Source organism: Xanthomonas sp. XNM01, assembly GCF_014851915.1.
GTDB lineage: Bacteria > Pseudomonadota > Gammaproteobacteria > Xanthomonadales > Xanthomonadaceae > Pseudoxanthomonas.
Genome location: NZ_JACVAP010000003.1, coordinates 335,389 through 351,474 on the forward strand (window position 1 = coordinate 335,389; position 16,086 = coordinate 351,474).

Sequence of the window (16,086 nt, forward strand, 5' to 3'; positions counted from 1 at the left end):
TCGTGCCGGCTCAGCCGCCGGTCCCTGCGGGCACCGGTCCCACGCGGCGGAAGGTGAGATTGAGGCGTTCGCCCACCGGACGCGCGGTGCGCGGCAGCGCGTGCTGCCAGCAACGCTGGGTCGGCCCGGCCATCAACAGCAGGCTGCCGTGCGGCAGCTCCAGGCCCAGCTTCCGGGTCCGGTCGTGGCGATGGCGCAGCACGAAGCGCCGCGTGGCGCCGAGGCTGAGCGAGGCGATCGTCGGTGCCGGCCCCAGCTCCGGTTCGTCGTCGCTGTGCCAGCCCATCGCATCGCGTCCGTCGCGGTAGCGGTTGGCCAGCACGCTGTCGAACGCCACGCCCAGCTCCGACGCCAGCCGTGCGCGCAGCGGGCGCAGCGGCTCCGGCCATGGATGCGGTGCGAAGCGGGTGCCCGAATACCAGTACTCCGTGCCGGGGTCGCCGATCCAGCAGCTCAGCCGCGGCGAATCGACCTGCCGCCCGAACATCCGGATCCGGTGCACGCCCCAGGGCACATCCCGCAGCAGGCTCGCCTGCAGCGCATCGGCCTGGTCGCGGTCGAGCCAGCCGGGCAGCAGGCGCACCTCGGCATCGGGCAGGCGGTAGTCGATCCAGTCCATCGGCACAGGCTACGGGTGGCAGCGCACGCCGGCCAGCGCGCAGTGATGAACCGCTCACCCGCCGGCGGGCACAGTGGAGCGGCGTTTGCCCCGCCCTGCGCAAACCCCGAAAATGCAGCCAGCCAGACGAGCCAACCGGAGCCCAGGATGACCGAGACCGCCCACGCGCCCGCCACCGAGCAGATCGAGCGTGACGTGATGGAGTACGACGTCGTCACCGTCGGCGCCGGTCCGGCCGGCCTGGCGTTCGCGATCCGGCTCAAGCAGCTCAACCCGGAACTGACGGTCTGCGTGATCGAGAAGGCCAGCACCGTCGGCGCGCACATCCTGTCCGGCGCGGTGATCGAGCCGGCGCCGCTGGATGCGCTGCTGCCGGGCTGGCGCGACGCGCCGCCTCCGGTCTGCGTGCCGGCCGGCGAGGACGAGTTCTGGTACCTGACGAAGACCGGCGGCTACAAGGCTCCCATCGTGCCGCCGGGCATGCGCAACCACGGCAACTTCATCGTCAGCCTCGGCGCCCTGTGCGCCTGGCTGGCGCCGCAGGCCGAGGCGCTGGGCGTGGAGATCTATCCAGGTTTCGCCGCCGCCGAGACCCTGCACGCCGACGACGGCACCGTGCTCGGCGTGCGCATCGGCGACATGGGCATCGCCCGCGATGGCAGCCACAAGCCCGGCTTCACCGCCGGCATCGACATCCATGCCAGGGTCACCGTGCTGGCCGAAGGCGCGCGCGGCCACCTGACCAAGCGCCTGGTCAAGCGCTTCGGGCTGGACGCCGACAGCGATCCGCAGAGCTATTCGATCGGCATCAAGGAGCTGTGGCAGGTGCCGGAAGGCCGCACCACGCCCGGCAAGATCGTGCACGCGATCGGCTGGCCGGCCGACAGCCGCACCTACGGCGGCAGCTTCCTGTATCACCTGGACAACAACCAGGTCGCGCTTGGCTACGTCAGCGGCCTGGACTACGCAGATCCCGACTACAAGCCGTGGGAGGCCTTCCAGCAGTGGAAGAACCACCCGTCGATGCAGCCGCTGCTCGAGGGCGGCACGATCCTCTCGGCCGGCGCGCGCGCGATCGTCACGGGCGGCTGGCAGTCGCTGCCGAAGGTCGAGATGCCCGGCGCGCTGCTGATCGGCGATACCGCCGGCCTGCTCAACGTGCCCAAGATCAAGGGCACGCACCAGGCGTTCCGCAGCGGCATGCTCGCCGCAGAGCATCTGGCCGCCAGCCAGCTGTCGCCGTCCGGCTTCGACGCGAAGCTGCGCGCGTCCGACGCGATGACCGAGCTCAAGCGCGTGCGCAACATCAAGCCCGGTTTCAAGAAGGGCCTGTGGTTCGCACTGGCCAACGCGGCCTGGGAAACCGCGGTGGGCGGCGCCTCACCGTGGACGCTGAAGAACACCGCCGACTGGTCTTCGCTGGACAAGCTCGGTGAGCACGAGCAGCCAAAGCGCGACTACATCGAGCGCAGCCTGGCGCCGCGTGACCGCCTGCAGGGCGTGTACTTCGCCGCCACCGAGCACGACGAGGACCAGCCGGTGCACCTGAAGGTCGCCGACACCTCGATCTGCGTCGAACGCTGCACCGCCGAGTACGGCAACCCCTGCACCCGCTTCTGCCCGGCCGGCGTCTACGAGATCGTCGAGGAGACCACCGCCGACGGCGGCAGCGCGCGCCGCCTGCAGATCAATGCCGCCAACTGCGTGCACTGCAAGACCTGCGACATCAAGGATCCGTACGAGATCATCACCTGGGTGACGCCGGAAGGCGGCGCCGGACCCAACTACCAGAACATGTGATCGGGGACGGCCGGCTCCGGGAGCCGGCCGTCCTCATGCCGCGTTGCGCGCGCTCAGTGCGCGAACGGCACGCCGGTCTTGTCCTTCAGCTCGGCGATGTCCACGCCGGGCGCGGCCTCGACCAGCGCCAGGCCATCGGCGGTCACGTCGAACACGGCCAGGTCGGTGATGATGCGGTCGACCACGCCGACGCCGGTCAGCGGCAGCGTGCACTCGGGCAGGATCTTGTGCTCGCCGTTCTTCGCGGTGTGCTCCATCAGCACGACCACGCGCTTGACCCCGGCAACCAGGTCCATCGCACCGCCCATGCCCTTGACCATCTTGCCGGGCACCATCCAGTTGGCCAGATCGCCCGAGGCGGTGACCTGCATCGCACCCAGGATCGCCAGGTCGATGTGCCCGCCACGGATCATCGCGAACGAATCGTGGCTGCCGAAGTAGCTGGCGCCGGCGCGCGCTGTCACGGTCTGCTTGCCGGCGTTGATCAGGTCGGCGTCGACCTGGTCTTCGGTCGGGAACGGGCCGATGCCGAGCAGGCCGTTCTCCGACTGCAGCCACACGTCGACGCCGTCGGGAATGTGGTTGGCGACCAGGGTCGGCAGGCCGATGCCCAGGTTCACGTAGGCGCCGTCGGTCAGCTCGCGGGCGGCGCGCTGCGCCATCTCGTCGCGGGTCCAGGCCATGTGCAGATCTCCATAGGGGGGTTTTAGTGACGTGGCGGCCATCCATGGCGATACAGCACGGCGCATCCGGCCCCTGCCCGGCCATCCATGGCCGGGCGCTCGAGAATGCCACCGGTGCCGGAGGGCACCGGAGAGACGCATTCACTCGCCCTGTCGGACGGTGCGCTGTTCGATGCGCTTCTCGGGCGTGGCGTTGAGCACGATGCGGTCGACATAGATGCCGGGCAGGTGCACCTGGTCCGGATCGATGCTGCCGGTCTCGACGATCTCCTCGACCTCGACGATGCAGACCTTGCCGGCCATCGCGCAGGCCGGGTTGAAGTTGCGCGCGGTGCGGCGGAACACCAGGTTGCCGGCCGCGTCGGCCTTCCAGGCCTTGACCAGGGCGACGTCGGCAACCAGCGCGGTCTCCATCACGTAATGCTTGCCGTCGAACTTACGGGTTTCCTTGCCTTCGGCGACCACGGTGCCGTAGCCGGTCGCGGTGAAGAACGCCGGAATGCCCGCACCGCCCGCGCGCAGGCGCTCGGCCAGGGTGCCCTGCGGGTTGAACTCCAGCTCGAGCTCGCCGGACAGGAACTGGCGCTCGAACTCCTTGTTCTCGCCCACGTAGGACGAAATCATCTTGCGGATCTGCCGGGTCTCCAGCAGCAGGCCCAGGCCGAAGCCGTCGACGCCCGCATTGTTGGAGATCACGGTCAGGTCCTTGACCCCCGAATCGCGCAGCGCGCCGATCAGGGCCTCGGGAATGCCGCACAGGCCGAACCCCCCCACCGCCAGGGTCTGCCCATCGGCCACCACATCGGCCAGTGCGCTGGCCGCATCAGGGCGGATCTTCGCACCACGCGCCGTCGCCTCGCTCATGCTGTTCTCCCGTGCAAAGTTGGGCTCCATTCTAGTGCCATCGCCGACACGCACCGCTGGTTTCCGATTCAGTGCCGTCACGTCCGGACCCGGTAGAATCGGCCGATCCGCCCAGGCAAGGAAGAACCGATGACGCTGCCCGCCTTCAAGGCCTACGACATCCGCGGCCGCGTGCCGGACGAACTTGACGAGGACCTGGCGCGCCGGATCGGCGCGGCCCTGGCCGACCAGCTCGGCCCCGGCCCGGTGGTGCTGGGCCACGACGTGCGCCTGAGCAGCCCGGCGCTGCAGGCGGCGCTGTCGGCCGGCCTGCGCGGAAAGGGCCGCGAGGTACTCGACATCGGCCTGTGCGGCACCGAGGAAGTCTATTTCCAGGTCGATCACCTGGGCGCAGCCGGTGGCGTGATGGTCACCGCCAGCCACAACCCGATGGATTACAACGGGATGAAGCTGGTCAAGGAACAGGCCCGGCCGATCTCCTCGGACACCGGCCTGTTCGCGATCTCCGACGTGGCCGAGGCCGACACCGCCCCGCCCGCGCCGCTGGCCGCCGGCGAGCGCGCGCAGACCGACAAGTCCGCCTACATCGCCCACCTGCTCGGCTACGTCGACGTGGCCGCGCTGAAGCCGTTGAAGCTGGTGGTCAACGCCGGCAACGGCGGCGCCGGCGCCATCGTCGACCTGCTCGCACCGCACCTGCCGTTCGAGTTCGTCCGCGTCTTCCACGAGGCCGACGGCAACTTCCCCAACGGCATCCCCAATCCGCTGCTGCCGGAGAACCGCCAGGCCACCGCCGATGCGGTGCGCGAGCATGGCGCGGATTTCGGCATCGCCTGGGATGGCGACTTCGACCGCTGCTTCTTCTTCGACGAGCACGGCACCTTCATCGAGGGCTATTACCTGGTCGGCCTGCTCGCGCAGGCGATCCTGGCCAAGCAGCCCGGCGGCAAGGTCGTGCACGATCCGCGCCTGGTCTGGAACACGGTCGAGCAGGTCGAGGAAGCCGGCGGCGTGCCGGTGCTGTGCAAGAGCGGCCACGCCTTCATCAAGGAGAAGATGCGCGCCGAGGATGCCGTGTACGGCGGCGAGATGAGCGCGCACCACTACTTCCGCGAGTTCGCCTACGCCGACTCGGGGATGATCCCGTGGCTGCTGATCGCCGAGCTGGTCTCCAGCAGCGGCCGCAGCCTGGGCGACCTGGTCGAGGCGCGGGTGGCCAAGTTCCCGTGCAGCGGCGAGATCAACTTCCGCGTCGCCGATGCGAAGGCGGCCGTGGACCGGGTGCTCGCGCATTTCGCCGCGCAGTCGCCGGTGCTGGACCATACCGACGGCCTCAGCGCCGATTTCGGCGACTGGCGCTTCAACCTGCGCAGCTCCAATACCGAACCGCTGCTGCGGCTGAACGTCGAGGCCCGCGGCGACAGCGCCCTGCTGCAGGCGCGCACCGACGAGATCGCAGCGCTGCTGCGCGCCTGATCCGGACGGACACCCGCGCATGAACGCCATTCTTCCCGTGATCCTCTCGGGCGGCTCCGGGACGCGCCTGTGGCCGCTGTCGCGCGAGTCCTATCCCAAGCAGTTCCTGCCGCTGGTCGGCGAGACGACGATGCTGCAGGCCACCTGGCAGCGCGTCGCCCCGATCGCAGGCCTGCCGCCGATCGTGGTGGCCAACGAGGAGCACCGCTTCGTCGCCGCCGAGCAGCTGCAGACCGTGGGCGCCGCGCCGTCGGCAATCCTGCTGGAGCCGGTCGGCCGCAACACCGCGCCGGCGATCGCGATCGCCGCGCTGGAAGCCACCCGCGACGGTGGCGATGCGCTGCTGCTGGTGCTGCCGTCCGACCATGTGATCCAGGACGAGGCCGCGTTCCGCGCGGCGGTGCTGCAGGCCAGCGCCGCCGCCGAGGCCGGACGGCTGGTGACCTTCGGCATCGTGCCGACCGCACCGGAAACCGGCTACGGCTACATCAGGGCCGCTAGTGGCGACGGCGTGCGCGCGGTCGAACGCTTCGTCGAGAAGCCCGACCTGGCCACGGCCGAGGACTATGTCGCCTCGGGCGAGTATTTCTGGAACAGCGGCATGTTCCTGTTCCGCGCGACGCGCTTCCTGGAGGAGCTGGGCCGGCTGCAGCCGCAGATGCTCGCCGGCTGTCGGCAGGCCTGGGAGCAGGCCCGCCGCGACATGGACTTCGTGCGGCTGGAACGCGAGGCGTTCACCGCCGTGCCGTCCGACTCGATCGACTATGCGGTGATGGAGAAGACCGGCGATGCCGCGGTGCTGCCGCTGGACGCGGGCTGGAACGATGTCGGCTCGTGGTCGGCGCTACGCGAGGTCTCGCAGCAGGATGCCGACGGCAACGCGCATCACGGCGAGGTCATCGCGATCGACTGCCGCAACACCTACGCCTATGGCACGCGCCTGATCGGCCTGGTCGGGCTGGAAGACACCATCGTGGTCGAGACCGACGACGCGGTGCTGGTCGGCCGCAGCGACCGGATCCAGGAGGTCAAGGAGATCGTCGCGCAGATCAGGCAGCGTGGCCTGCCGCAGGCGGCGTGGCACCGCAAGGTCTACCGCCCGTGGGGCGCCTACGACGCGATCGACAGCGGACCGCGGCACCAGGTCAAGCGGATCACGGTCAAGCCCGGCGGGGTGCTGAGCCTGCAGATGCACCACCACCGCGCCGAACACTGGATCGTGGTCAGCGGCACGGCCGAGGTGACACGCGGCGAGGAGGTCATCCTGCTCGGCGAGAACCAGAGCACCTACATCCCGCTGGGCGTGACCCACCGCCTGCGCAACCCGGGCAAGCTGCCGCTGGAACTGATCGAAGTGCAGTCCGGAAGCTACCTGGGCGAGGACGACATCGTCCGCTTCGAGGACACCTACGGGCGGGCCTGAGTACCGCTCCGGCAGAGGCCGGAGACCACGAAGAACCACGGCGGCCGAGGGCCGCCGTTTTCGTCTGCATGGGATGCATGCGCCACGGAAGATCAGCGCCCTGATAGGAGGCTGCCTGTAGCGCATGGCGCTGGCGAAGAGCGAGCGCCATCTCGGAGATCACGCCGGCGCCGTGAGGGACCGATGGCAGTCGGGGCCGAGCCCCCTCCTGCGAAGCACACCCCGCCACGATGAAGGTGCGCAGCGCTTCTGTAAGAGGCCGCTCGAGGCCGACCGCCATCTCGGAGATCACGCCGGCGCCGCGACAGACCGATGGCAGTCGGGGTCGAGCCCCCTCCTACGAAGCACTCCTGGCCGCGACGAAGGTGCGCAGCGCTTTTGTAGGAGGCCGCTCGAGGCCGACCGCCATGTCGGAGATCACGCCGGCGCCGCGACGGACCGATGGCAGCCGGGGTCGAGCCCCCTCCCACGAAGCACACCCCGCCGCAATGAAGGTGCGCAGCGCTTTTTGTAGGAGGCCGCTCAAGGCCGACCGCCATCTCGGAGATCACGCTGATGCCACGACGAACCAATGACGGCCGGGGCCAACCCTTCCTACGCAGCCAGCTCGCCGATCACCCGGTCCAGCCCCTGCTGCCAGTCCGGCAGCACGAGGCCGAAATCACGCTGCAGGTTGGCGGTGTCCAGGCAGGAATAGGCCGGACGCCGTGCCGGGGTCGGATACTCGGCGGTGCTGATCGGCAGCACGCGCGGTGCGCGCTCGATCAGGCCCGCGGCGGCGGCCCGGGCGAAGATCGCCTCGGCGAAACCATGCCAGCTGGTCTGGCCGGTCGGCGTCAGATGCCAGGTGCCGGACAGGCCACCTGGATGCTGCAGCGCCTGCGCGGTGACGTCGGCGATCAGTGCCGCCGGTGTCGGCGTGCCGACCTGGTCGGCGACCACCTTCAGCTCGTCGCGTCCGGCGCCGACGCGCAGCATCGTGCGCAGGAAGTTGTGCCCGTGCGCGGCATACACCCACGCAGTGCGGAAGATCAGGTGCCGCCCGCCGGCTGCGCGGATCGCCTCTTCGCCGGCCAGCTTGCTGGCGCCGTAGACGCCCAGCGGTGCGGTCGCCGCGTCGACCGGATACGGCTGCGCGCCCTGTCCGTCGAACACGTAGTCGGTCGAGTAATGCACCAGCGGCACGCCGTGGGTCGCGCACCAGCGCGCGATCACGCCCGGCGCTTCGGCATTGGCGCGGAACGCGGCGTCGCGCTCGGTTTCGGCCTTGTCCACCGCGGTCCAGGCCGCGGCGTTCACCACGATCGCCGGCGTCAGCCGGTCCAGCAGCGCGGTCAGCGTCTGCGGCTGGTCGAAGTCCGCCGTCTCGCAGGCGCTGCCATCGGGCAGCGTGCCGCTGCGGGTGGTCGCGACCACCGTGCCGAGCGGGGCCAGCGCACGCAGCAGCTCCTGGCCGACCTGGCCGTTGCCGCCGAACACCAGCACGGTCATGGCGCGAACACCGGCAGGCGGTCTTCGGCGATGTCCTTCAGGAACGGCGCGGCCTCGTCCTTGCCCGACAGCACCGGCGCGCTGATCGGCCAGTCGACCGCGATGTCGGCATCGTTCCAGCGCACGCCGGCGTCGGCTTCCTTCACGTACACGTCGGTGCACAGGTAGCTGAAGACCGCGCGCTCGGACAGTACCGCGAAGCCATGGGCGAAGCCTTCGGGAATCCAGAACTGGCGGCGGTTCTCCGCGCTCAGGATCACCGCTTCCCAGCGGCCGAAGGTCGGCGAGCCGCGACGGATGTCGACGGCCACGTCGTAGACCTCGCCTTCGAGCACGCTGACCAGCTTGCCCTGCGGCCGCGGCCACTGGTAATGCAGGCCACGCAGCACGCCCTTGACCGAGGTCGACACGTTGCTCTGCACGAACTTCGTCGGCAGGCCGTGCTGGCCGAAACGCTCGGCGTTCCAGGTTTCGAAGAACACGCCGCGCTCGTCGCCGAACACCGCCGGCTCGATCACCACGCAGCCCGGCAGCGCCGTTTCGATGATCTTCAACGCACCACTCCCCGCTTCACCAGCGTCTGCAGATACTGTCCATACCCGTTCTTGGCCAGCGGCGCGGCCAGTGCTTCCAGCTGTGCCGCATCGATCCAGCCGTTGCCGTAGGCGATCTCTTCCGGGCAGCTGACCTGCAGGCCCTGCCGGGACTGGATCGTCTCGATGAAGTTCGAGGCTTCGTGCAGCGACTGGTGGGTGCCGGTATCGAGCCAGGCATAGCCGCGGCCGAGCTGTTCCAGGTACAGCGCGCCGGCATCGAGGTAGCACTTGTTGAGATCGGTGATCTCCAGCTCGCCGCGCGGCGAGGGTTTCAGGTCGCGGGCGAAATCGGCGGCGCGTCCGTCGTAGAAGTACAGACCGGTGACCGCGTAATGCGAGCGCGGCCGGGCCGGCTTCTCCTCGATGCCGACGACCTTGCCGGCGGCGTCGAACTCGGCCACGCCATAGCGCTCGGGGTCGTTGACCCAGTAGCCGAACACGGTGGCGCCATCGGCGCGCGCGTCGGCGCGCTTCAAGGTGTCGGTCAGGCCATGGCCGTGGAAGATGTTGTCGCCGAGCACCAGGCAGCTGGGCCTGCCGCCGACGAAGTCGCGGCCGATCAGGTAGGCCTGGGCCAGGCCGTCGGGACTGGGCTGGACCGCGTACTGGATGTCCATGCCCCACTGCGAGCCGTCGCCCAGCAGGCTCTGGAACAGCGCCTGCTCGTGCGGGGTGTTGATGATCAGCACCTCGCGGATCCCGGCCAGCATCAGCACGCTGAGCGGGTAGTAGATCATCGGCTTGTCGTACACCGGCAGCAGCTGCTTGCTGACGCCCTTGGTGATCGGATACAGCCGCGTGCCGGAGCCGCCGGCCAAGATGATGCCCTTGCGTTGTGTCATCGCGATCGAAGTCCTTTGCCTGTCCACCTTCCGCGTGCGGAAGATGCTGCCCGTCGGGGCCGGATGAGGGGAGATCCGCGGACTCAGGCCGCGGTGCCGATGCGCTGCAGCCGGTAGCTGCCGTCGAGCACGCCGTTCACCCAGGCCTGGTTGTCCAGGTACCAGTCCACGGTGGTCGCGATGCCCTGCTCGAAGGTGTACTTCGGCTCCCAGCCCAGCTCGTTCTTCAGCTTGGAGGCATCGATCGCGTAGCGGCGGTCATGGCCCGGTCGATCGGTCACGTGGGTGATCTGGCTGCTGCGCGGCTGGCCATCGGCGCGCGGGCGCTTCGCGTCGAGCAGCGCGCAGATGGCCTGCACGACCTCGATGTTCTGCTTCTCCGAGTTGCCGCCCACGTTGTAGGTCTCGCCCGGGCGTCCCTTGGCGAGCACGGTGCGGATCGCCTCGCAGTGATCGGCGACGAACAGCCAGTCGCGCACCTGCCTGCCGTCGCCATAGACCGGCAGCGGCTCGCCGGCCAGGGCCTTGGCGATGACCAGCGGGATCAGCTTTTCCGGGAAGTGGTACGGGCCGTAGTTGTTCGAGCAGTTGGTGGTCAGCACCGGCAGCCCGTAGGTGTGGTGGAACGCGCGCACCAGGTGGTCGGACGCGGCCTTGGACGCCGAATACGGCGAATTGGGCGCGTACTGGGTGGTCTCGGTGAACTTGCCGGTCTCGCCGAGCGTGCCGTAGACCTCGTCGGTGGACACGTGCAGGAAACGGAAGGCCGCGGCCTGGTCGGCCGGCAGGCCCTTCCAGTGGTCGCGCACGGCCTCGAGCAGGCCGAGGGTGCCGACCACGTTGGTCTGGATGAAGGCGCCGGGGCCGTCGATCGAGCGGTCGACGTGGCTTTCGGCGGCGAAGTTGAGCACCGCGTCGGGACGGTGCTCGGCCAGCAGCGCCGCCACCAGGGCGCGGTCGCCGATGTCGCCCTGCACGAACACGTGGTCCGGATTGCCCTCCAGCGAGGACAGGGTGTCCAGATTGCCGGCATAGGTCAGGGCGTCGAGATTGATCACCCGCACCCCGCGGGCGACCGCCTCCAACACGAAATTGCCACCGATGAAACCGGCTCCGCCGGTCACGAGCCACGTTGCCAAGGCCGATCTCCTGTCTGTCGTCATCTGGGGGCTGCGCCCGAGACCGGCAAGCATAGCGTCCCGAACCTGACCGAGGGCTTGGCACTGAACCGGCGCCGAGCGGCTGCGGGCGGCCCGGACCGTACGCGATCGCACGGCCCCCTCATGCCCGTTAGAATCGGGATCCCGCCCCGGATCGGCCGCCGCGACCGGGCCGTTCCGCATCAGCTTTCAAGGATTCCGCACACGATGAAGATCCTCGTCGCCTACAAGCGCGTGGTGGACTACAACGTCCGCATCCAGGTCAAGCCGGACGGCTCCGGCGTCGTCACCGACGGCGTCAAGCTCTCGCCCAATCCCTTCGACGAGATCGCGCTGGAAGAGGCGCTGCGCCTGCGCGACAAGGGCGTGGCCACCGAGGTCGTGGTCGCCACGATCGCGCCCGCCGATGCCCAGGCCCACCTGCGCAACGGCCTGGCGATGGGCGCCAACCGCGCCATCCACGTGGTCACCGACCAGCCGGTGCAGCCGCTGGCCGCCGCCCGCACCCTGCTGAAGCTGGTCGAGAAGGAACAGCCGGACCTGGTGATCCTGGGCAAGCAGGCGATCGACGACGACGCCAACCAGACCGGCCAGATGCTGGCCACGCTCTGGGGCCGCCCGCAGGCGACCTTCGCCAGCAAGCTGGTGGTCGAGGCCGGCAAGGCGACGGTGACCCGCGAGGTCGACGCCGGCCTGGAAACGCTGGAGGTCGACCTGCCGGCCGTGGTCACCACCGACCTGCGTCTGAACGAGCCGCGCTTCATCAAGCTGCCCGACATCATGAAGGCCAAGAGCAAGCCGCTGGAAACCCTTCAGCTGGCCGATCTGGGCGTCGAGGCCGGGCCCGAGCTGACGCCGACCAGATACGCCGCGCCCGCCAAGCGCAGCAAGGGCGTGATGGTCAAGGACGCCGCCGAACTGGTCGCCACGCTCAAGGCCAAGGGCCTGCTCTGAGCCACGCCGGGCGCCGGTCCGCCGGCAACCCCCTTCCAGAGCCGATGCGCCATGGCCGACCCGCGAGGTCGCCGGCGCATCGGTTCCGCTACAGGAGAACCGCCTCATGTCCACCGTGCTCGTCATCGCCGAACACCTCGACGGCAAGCTCAACGCCTCCACCGCCCGCACCCTGTCCGCGGCCCAGGCGCTGGGCGCCGACGCCATCGACATCGCCGTGCTGGGCGACGCGCCCGACGCCGTGGCCGCCCAGGCCGCCGCACTGGCCGGCGTGCGCAAGGTGCTGACCATCGCCAACCCGGCCAATGCCCAGGCCGTGGCCCAGGTACAGGGCCCGCAGATCGCGGCGCTGGCGGCCGGCTACAGCCACGTGTTCGGCCCGTCCACCACCTTCGGCAAGGACCTGATGCCGGTGGTGGCCGCCCTGCTCGGCGTCAACCAGGTCTCCGACCTGATGGCCGTCGACGGCCCGCACACCTTCCAGCGCCCGATCTATGCCGGCAACGCCATCGTCACCATCCAGGCACCGGCAGACCAGATCGTCGTCGCCACCGTGCGCACCGCCTCGTGGCCGCAGGCCGCCGAAGGCGGCAGCGCATCGATCGAAGCGGCGTCCGTCGACGCCGCGCTGCCGAGCCACACCCGCCACGCCGGCCTGATCGCCGGCAACTCCGATCGCCCGGACCTGCAGAGCGCACGCCGCGTCGTGTCCGGCGGCCGCGGCGTCGGCTCGGAGGAGAACTTCCGCATCGTCTACAGCCTGGCCGACAAGCTCGGCGCGGCGGTGGGTGCCTCGCGCGCCGCGGTCGACGCCGGCTACGTGCCCAACGAACTGCAGGTCGGCCAGACCGGCAAGATCATCGCCCCGGAGCTGTACGTGGCCATCGGCATCTCCGGCGCGATCCAGCACCTGACCGGCATCAAGGACGCCGGCACCATCGTGGCGATCAACAAGGACCCGGAGGCGGCGATCTTCGAGATCGCGGACATCGGGCTGGTGGGCGACCTGTTCACCCTGCTGCCGGAGCTGGAGGCGGCGCTCTGAACAGGCCGTGCACCTGCCGGGCGCCCGGATCTCCGCTGCCGTGCAGCAACCGGTGCGCACCGTCGGCCGGAGGCCAGCCGTGATCGTCGGTGACGGCCTGCTGGCGCGGGCGTTCGCCCCCCGGTATGCGGACGACGCAGCGGTGACGATCTTCGCGTCCGGCGTCTCCAACTCGCAGGAGACCGAACCGGCTGCGTTCGCGCGCGAGCGGGTCATGCTGGAATCCGAACTGGCCCACGCCTCGCGCCTGCTGGTGTACTTCGGCAGCTGCGCGGTCGGCGGCAGCGACGAACCTCCGACACCGTACATCCGTCACAAGCAGGCGATGGAGACGCTGGTGGCCGGTTCCGGTCATGGGCTGGTGCTGCGCCTGCCGCAGGTCGTCGGCCCGACCCGCAACCCGAACACACTGACCAACTTCCTGCATGGCAGGATCGTTGCCGGCGCGCCGTTCACCGCCTGGGCGGGCGCCGAGCGCAGCCTGATCGACATCGACGACATCGTCGCCATCGGAAGCCGCATGATCGGTGAAGGCGCACGCCCGCGCCCGCTGTCGATCGCGCCACTCCGGTCGCTGTCGATGCGCGAGATCGTGGCGATCTTCGAACGCGTGCTCGGCAGGACCGCCAACGCCGAGTGGATGGAACGCGGCGCCCCGCTGCATATCGACGCTGTGGATGCACAGCGCATCGCCGCCGACATCGGCATCGACCTTCGCGACGGCTACGCCGAACGCGTGATCAGAAAATACTATGCAGACCGAAACCCGTCCTGAGCTGTCCATCGTCATCCCCGTCTACGGCAGCGCCGCGATCCTGCCCAACCTGGTGCGGCGGCTCGAGGACGTGCTGGGGCCCGCCCTCGGCGAGGGCAACTTCGAGGCCGTCCTGGTCCACGACTGCGGCCCGGACGATGCCTGGCCGGTCCTGGTCCGCGAAGCGGCCACGCGTCCATGGCTGCGCGGTGTGGACCTGCGCCGCAACGCCGGCCAGCACAACGCGATCATGGCCGGGCTGGGTGTGGCCCGCGGTCGCTACATCGTCACCATGGACGACGACCTGCAGCACGACCCGGCCGATATCCCGCGCATCCTGGACACCCTGCGCGGCGGTGCCGACCTCTGCTACGCACAGTTTCCCGAGAAGAAGCATGCGCTGTGGAAGCGCGCCGGCAGCCGCTTCAACGACATGGTCGCCGCGCGCCTGCTGAAGAAACCGCGTGGCCTGTACCTGTCGCCCTTCCGCGGGTTCGTACGTGAGCTCGGCGAGGAAGCGCGCCGTTACGCCGGCCCGTTCGTCTACCTCGACGGGCTGCTGATCCAGAGCACCAGCCACAAGCGGATCGCGACGGTGACCGCGCAGCACCACGCGCGCAGCGATGGACGCTCCGGCTACAGCCTGCGCAAGTCGATCTCGCTGTGGCTGCAGATGGCGACCAGCTTCTCGATCGTGCCGCTGCGCTTCGTTTCGCTGGCAGGCGTCCTCGCCTCCTGCGTCGCCTTCCTGCTGGCGATCGTGGTGCTGTGGCAGAAGCTGCACACTCCGCAGATGGCGGTCGGCTGGCCGTCGCTGATCATCACCATCCTGTTCATGGGCGGGCTGCAGTTGCTGGCGCTGGGCGCGATCGGCGAGTACACCGGCCGGATCCTGCTGAACGTCAACAACCGTCCGCAGTACGTGATCGGCGATACCGCCAATCTCGGCGATACGCCGGGAGACGCCGACTGATCGGGTCACCGCATCCGTGGGCGGCATGCCCCGGACGCACAGCCGCGGCAACAGCACATGCGGGTTCGTTTACGGACCTGCCCTGCCGCGCATGCCGCGGTCACATCCGCCGGCCCAGCCAGAGGTAAGTCAGGCGCCGCGCATGCGCCATCATCCTCGCCTTGAGGTTGCCGACCCGCAGCGCCATCGGCGACAGAAGGCCCGGCACCTCGACGGCGAGCGCGTTGTGGAAATCGATGGCCTGCCGGGCCTGTTCGTGCATCAGGCGGACGCTCCACTGCCCCGCGTTGATCCGGAAACTCGCCAGGCTCTCCCGCAGGGCGACCATGTCCCCCTGCAGCATCACCCCGGTGTAGCTTGCCTGGTCGATCAGATAGGGATGGCGGTTGTTCCAGCCGTCTGCGTGCAACAGCTCGCGCCGGAACAGGACGCATCCGGGCTCGCCGAACAGGTTGGTACCCGCGACCACCGCCGCACGCACGGCATCACGCCCACGCACCAGCCCGTCCAGCCGTCCCAGTCCACGCGCGGCGATGATCACCTTGCCGTTGGCATCGATCAGGTCACGCTTGCAGGCGACCAGGACCGCCGAGGGATGGGCATCCAATGCGGCAACCTGCCTGCGGAGCGCATCCGGTGCGATGAGGTCATCCCCGCACACCAGCTTGAGGAGCTCTCCCCGCGCTTCGGAACTGACCCGGTCCCAGTTGGCTTTCGCACCGCCACCCGGCGGCGTCGGCGACAGCACGCGGACCCGCGGATGGTCGGCGTAGCGCAGCAGCAACTGGTCGGTGCCATCACCCGAACTGTGGTCGGCGACCACCAGTTCGTAATCATCGTAGTCCTGGGCCAGGATCGAATCGAGCGTCTGCGCCAGGTAACCGGCATTCCTGTAGGCCGGCACGACGACCGAGACACGTGGATTCATTCCGGCTTCTCCTTGGAGCGCGGTGCCGGCGCACGCCGGAACGAAAAGTAACGGTGGCCGACGTAGTTGAAGATCACCACGATGACCGTGATGACGATCTGGGTGGGAATCGGCGGCAGGCCCAGCACATCGGCCAGCAGCGCCAGTGCGGCAGCATTGAGCAGCAGGCTGCCGACGTTGACGCTGGTGAACCGCAGGAAGTCGCGCCACCCGTTTCCGGTGACCCGGAACACCAGCCGCCGGTAGACGAAGAAGACCAGCACCAGCGAGATCACCCACGCGATTCCGAGACTGACCACCGATGGAACGCCGGGCCCGAACAGCAGCACGAGGCCGGCGAACAAGGCAGTGCTGAAGGCGGTGTTGGCGCCGCCAACGAGCAGGAACAGGACGCGCTGGTCCTTGAAGAAGCGCTGCAGCGGCCCTGCCGGAGCAGCGTCGTTCCCGCCGAATCCGTGTGTCCCGTGTTCGCCCACGT

General features: G+C 69.3%; 16 protein-coding genes. 7 read left to right on the forward strand and 9 right to left on the reverse strand.

Annotated features, from left to right (window positions below; translation table 11 throughout):
- Positions 1-10 precede the first annotated feature (10 nt).
- Entirely contained in the window at positions 11-619 is a 609-nt protein-coding gene (locus IB242_RS12780; protein WP_192279883.1) for an alpha-ketoglutarate-dependent dioxygenase AlkB, read from the reverse strand.
- A gap of 147 nt (positions 620-766) precedes the next feature.
- On the opposite strand from IB242_RS12780, the gene IB242_RS12785 reads away from it, so the two are divergent.
- Entirely contained in the window at positions 767-2,419 is a 1,653-nt protein-coding gene (locus IB242_RS12785) for an electron transfer flavoprotein-ubiquinone oxidoreductase (protein ID WP_192279885.1), read from the forward strand.
- A gap of 53 nt (positions 2,420-2,472) precedes the next feature.
- Here the strand turns inward: IB242_RS12785 and IB242_RS12790 are convergent, their stop codons facing one another.
- Both IB242_RS12790 and IB242_RS12795 read right to left on the reverse strand, forming a co-directional pair.
- Positions 2,473-3,102, reverse strand: a complete 630-nt coding sequence (locus IB242_RS12790) for a CoA transferase subunit B (protein ID WP_192279887.1) — start codon at positions 3,100-3,102, stop codon at positions 2,473-2,475.
- Between the two features lie 141 nt (positions 3,103-3,243).
- Positions 3,244-3,966, reverse strand: a complete 723-nt coding sequence (locus IB242_RS12795) for a CoA transferase subunit A (protein ID WP_192279889.1) — start codon at positions 3,964-3,966, stop codon at positions 3,244-3,246.
- 129 nt (positions 3,967-4,095) lie between these two features.
- Between IB242_RS12795 and IB242_RS12800 the strand changes: the two genes are divergently transcribed.
- Positions 4,096-5,442, forward strand: coding sequence for a phosphomannomutase (locus IB242_RS12800; protein ID WP_192279891.1), 1,347 nt, complete (start codon positions 4,096-4,098; stop codon positions 5,440-5,442).
- Between the two features lie 19 nt (positions 5,443-5,461).
- Positions 5,462-6,865 carry a mannose-1-phosphate guanylyltransferase/mannose-6-phosphate isomerase gene (locus tag IB242_RS12805; RefSeq protein ID WP_192279893.1) on the forward strand — a complete coding sequence of 468 codons (1,404 nt, stop codon included), beginning with the start codon at positions 5,462-5,464 and terminating at the stop codon, positions 6,863-6,865.
- A gap of 594 nt (positions 6,866-7,459) precedes the next feature.
- Here the strand turns inward: IB242_RS12805 and rfbD are convergent.
- The 4 genes from rfbD to rfbB all read right to left on the reverse strand — a co-directional run bounded on the left by rfbD (position 7,460) and on the right by rfbB (position 10,933).
- Positions 7,460-8,356, reverse strand: a complete 897-nt coding sequence (rfbD, locus tag IB242_RS12810) for a dTDP-4-dehydrorhamnose reductase (RefSeq protein WP_192279895.1) — start codon at positions 8,354-8,356, stop codon at positions 7,460-7,462.
- On the reverse strand, positions 8,353-8,910 hold the full coding sequence (gene rfbC / locus IB242_RS12815) for a dTDP-4-dehydrorhamnose 3,5-epimerase (RefSeq protein ID WP_192279897.1): 558 nt from the start codon (positions 8,908-8,910) through the stop codon (positions 8,353-8,355). The genes rfbD and rfbC overlap by 4 nt, the downstream gene beginning before the upstream one ends.
- Complete coding sequence (rfbA, locus tag IB242_RS12820) at positions 8,907-9,794, reverse strand: glucose-1-phosphate thymidylyltransferase RfbA (RefSeq protein ID WP_192279899.1); 888 nt, start codon at positions 9,792-9,794, stop codon at positions 8,907-8,909. The genes rfbC and rfbA overlap by 4 nt, the downstream gene beginning before the upstream one ends.
- A gap of 83 nt (positions 9,795-9,877) precedes the next feature.
- Entirely contained in the window at positions 9,878-10,933 is a 1,056-nt protein-coding gene (rfbB, locus tag IB242_RS12825; protein ID WP_192279901.1) for a dTDP-glucose 4,6-dehydratase, read from the reverse strand.
- Positions 10,934-11,161: 228 nt separating this feature from the next.
- Between rfbB and IB242_RS12830 the strand changes: the two genes are divergently transcribed.
- From IB242_RS12830 to IB242_RS12845, 4 genes are all read left to right on the forward strand, one after another.
- On the forward strand, positions 11,162-11,908 hold the full coding sequence (locus tag IB242_RS12830; protein WP_192279903.1) for an electron transfer flavoprotein subunit beta/FixA family protein: 747 nt from the start codon (positions 11,162-11,164) through the stop codon (positions 11,906-11,908).
- Positions 11,909-12,014: 106 nt separating this feature from the next.
- Positions 12,015-12,953, forward strand: a complete 939-nt coding sequence (locus IB242_RS12835) for an electron transfer flavoprotein subunit alpha/FixB family protein (RefSeq protein ID WP_192279905.1) — start codon at positions 12,015-12,017, stop codon at positions 12,951-12,953.
- Positions 12,954-13,032: 79 nt separating this feature from the next.
- Entirely contained in the window at positions 13,033-13,728 is a 696-nt protein-coding gene (locus IB242_RS12840; protein ID WP_192279907.1) for an NAD-dependent epimerase/dehydratase family protein, read from the forward strand.
- Complete coding sequence (locus IB242_RS12845; RefSeq protein WP_192279909.1) at positions 13,706-14,680, forward strand: glycosyltransferase family 2 protein; 975 nt, start codon at positions 13,706-13,708, stop codon at positions 14,678-14,680. The genes IB242_RS12840 and IB242_RS12845 overlap by 23 nt, the downstream gene beginning before the upstream one ends.
- Before the next feature lie 100 nt (positions 14,681-14,780).
- Here IB242_RS12845 and IB242_RS12850 read toward each other — a convergent pair whose 3' ends face one another.
- Positions 14,781-15,608 (reverse strand): glycosyltransferase family A protein, encoded by an 828-nt coding sequence (locus tag IB242_RS12850; RefSeq protein ID WP_192279911.1) that lies wholly within the window; start codon positions 15,606-15,608, stop codon positions 14,781-14,783.
- On the reverse strand, positions 15,605-16,084 hold the full coding sequence (locus tag IB242_RS12855) for a GtrA family protein (protein ID WP_343237142.1): 480 nt from the start codon (positions 16,082-16,084) through the stop codon (positions 15,605-15,607). The genes IB242_RS12850 and IB242_RS12855 overlap by 4 nt, the downstream gene beginning before the upstream one ends.
- Positions 16,085-16,086 lie beyond the last annotated feature (2 nt).

Coding starts and splice junctions, on each gene's coding strand:
- IB242_RS12780 (WP_192279883.1), bottom strand. CDS start 619: ATGGACTGGATCGACTACCGCCTGCCCGATGCCGAGGTGCGCCTGCTG.
- IB242_RS12785 (WP_192279885.1), top strand. CDS start 767: ATGACCGAGACCGCCCACGCGCCCGCCACCGAGCAGATCGAGCGTGAC.
- IB242_RS12790 (WP_192279887.1), bottom strand. CDS start 3,102: ATGGCCTGGACCCGCGACGAGATGGCGCAGCGCGCCGCCCGCGAGCTG.
- IB242_RS12795 (WP_192279889.1), bottom strand. CDS start 3,966: ATGAGCGAGGCGACGGCGCGTGGTGCGAAGATCCGCCCTGATGCGGCC.
- IB242_RS12800 (WP_192279891.1), top strand. CDS start 4,096: ATGACGCTGCCCGCCTTCAAGGCCTACGACATCCGCGGCCGCGTGCCG.
- IB242_RS12805 (WP_192279893.1), top strand. CDS start 5,462: ATGAACGCCATTCTTCCCGTGATCCTCTCGGGCGGCTCCGGGACGCGC.
- rfbD (WP_192279895.1), bottom strand. CDS start 8,356: ATGACCGTGCTGGTGTTCGGCGGCAACGGCCAGGTCGGCCAGGAGCTG.
- rfbA (WP_192279899.1), bottom strand. CDS start 9,794: ATGACACAACGCAAGGGCATCATCTTGGCCGGCGGCTCCGGCACGCGG.
- IB242_RS12830 (WP_192279903.1), top strand. CDS start 11,162: ATGAAGATCCTCGTCGCCTACAAGCGCGTGGTGGACTACAACGTCCGC.
- IB242_RS12835 (WP_192279905.1), top strand. CDS start 12,015: ATGTCCACCGTGCTCGTCATCGCCGAACACCTCGACGGCAAGCTCAAC.
- IB242_RS12845 (WP_192279909.1), top strand. CDS start 13,706: ATGCAGACCGAAACCCGTCCTGAGCTGTCCATCGTCATCCCCGTCTAC.
- IB242_RS12850 (WP_192279911.1), bottom strand. CDS start 15,608: ATGAATCCACGTGTCTCGGTCGTCGTGCCGGCCTACAGGAATGCCGGT.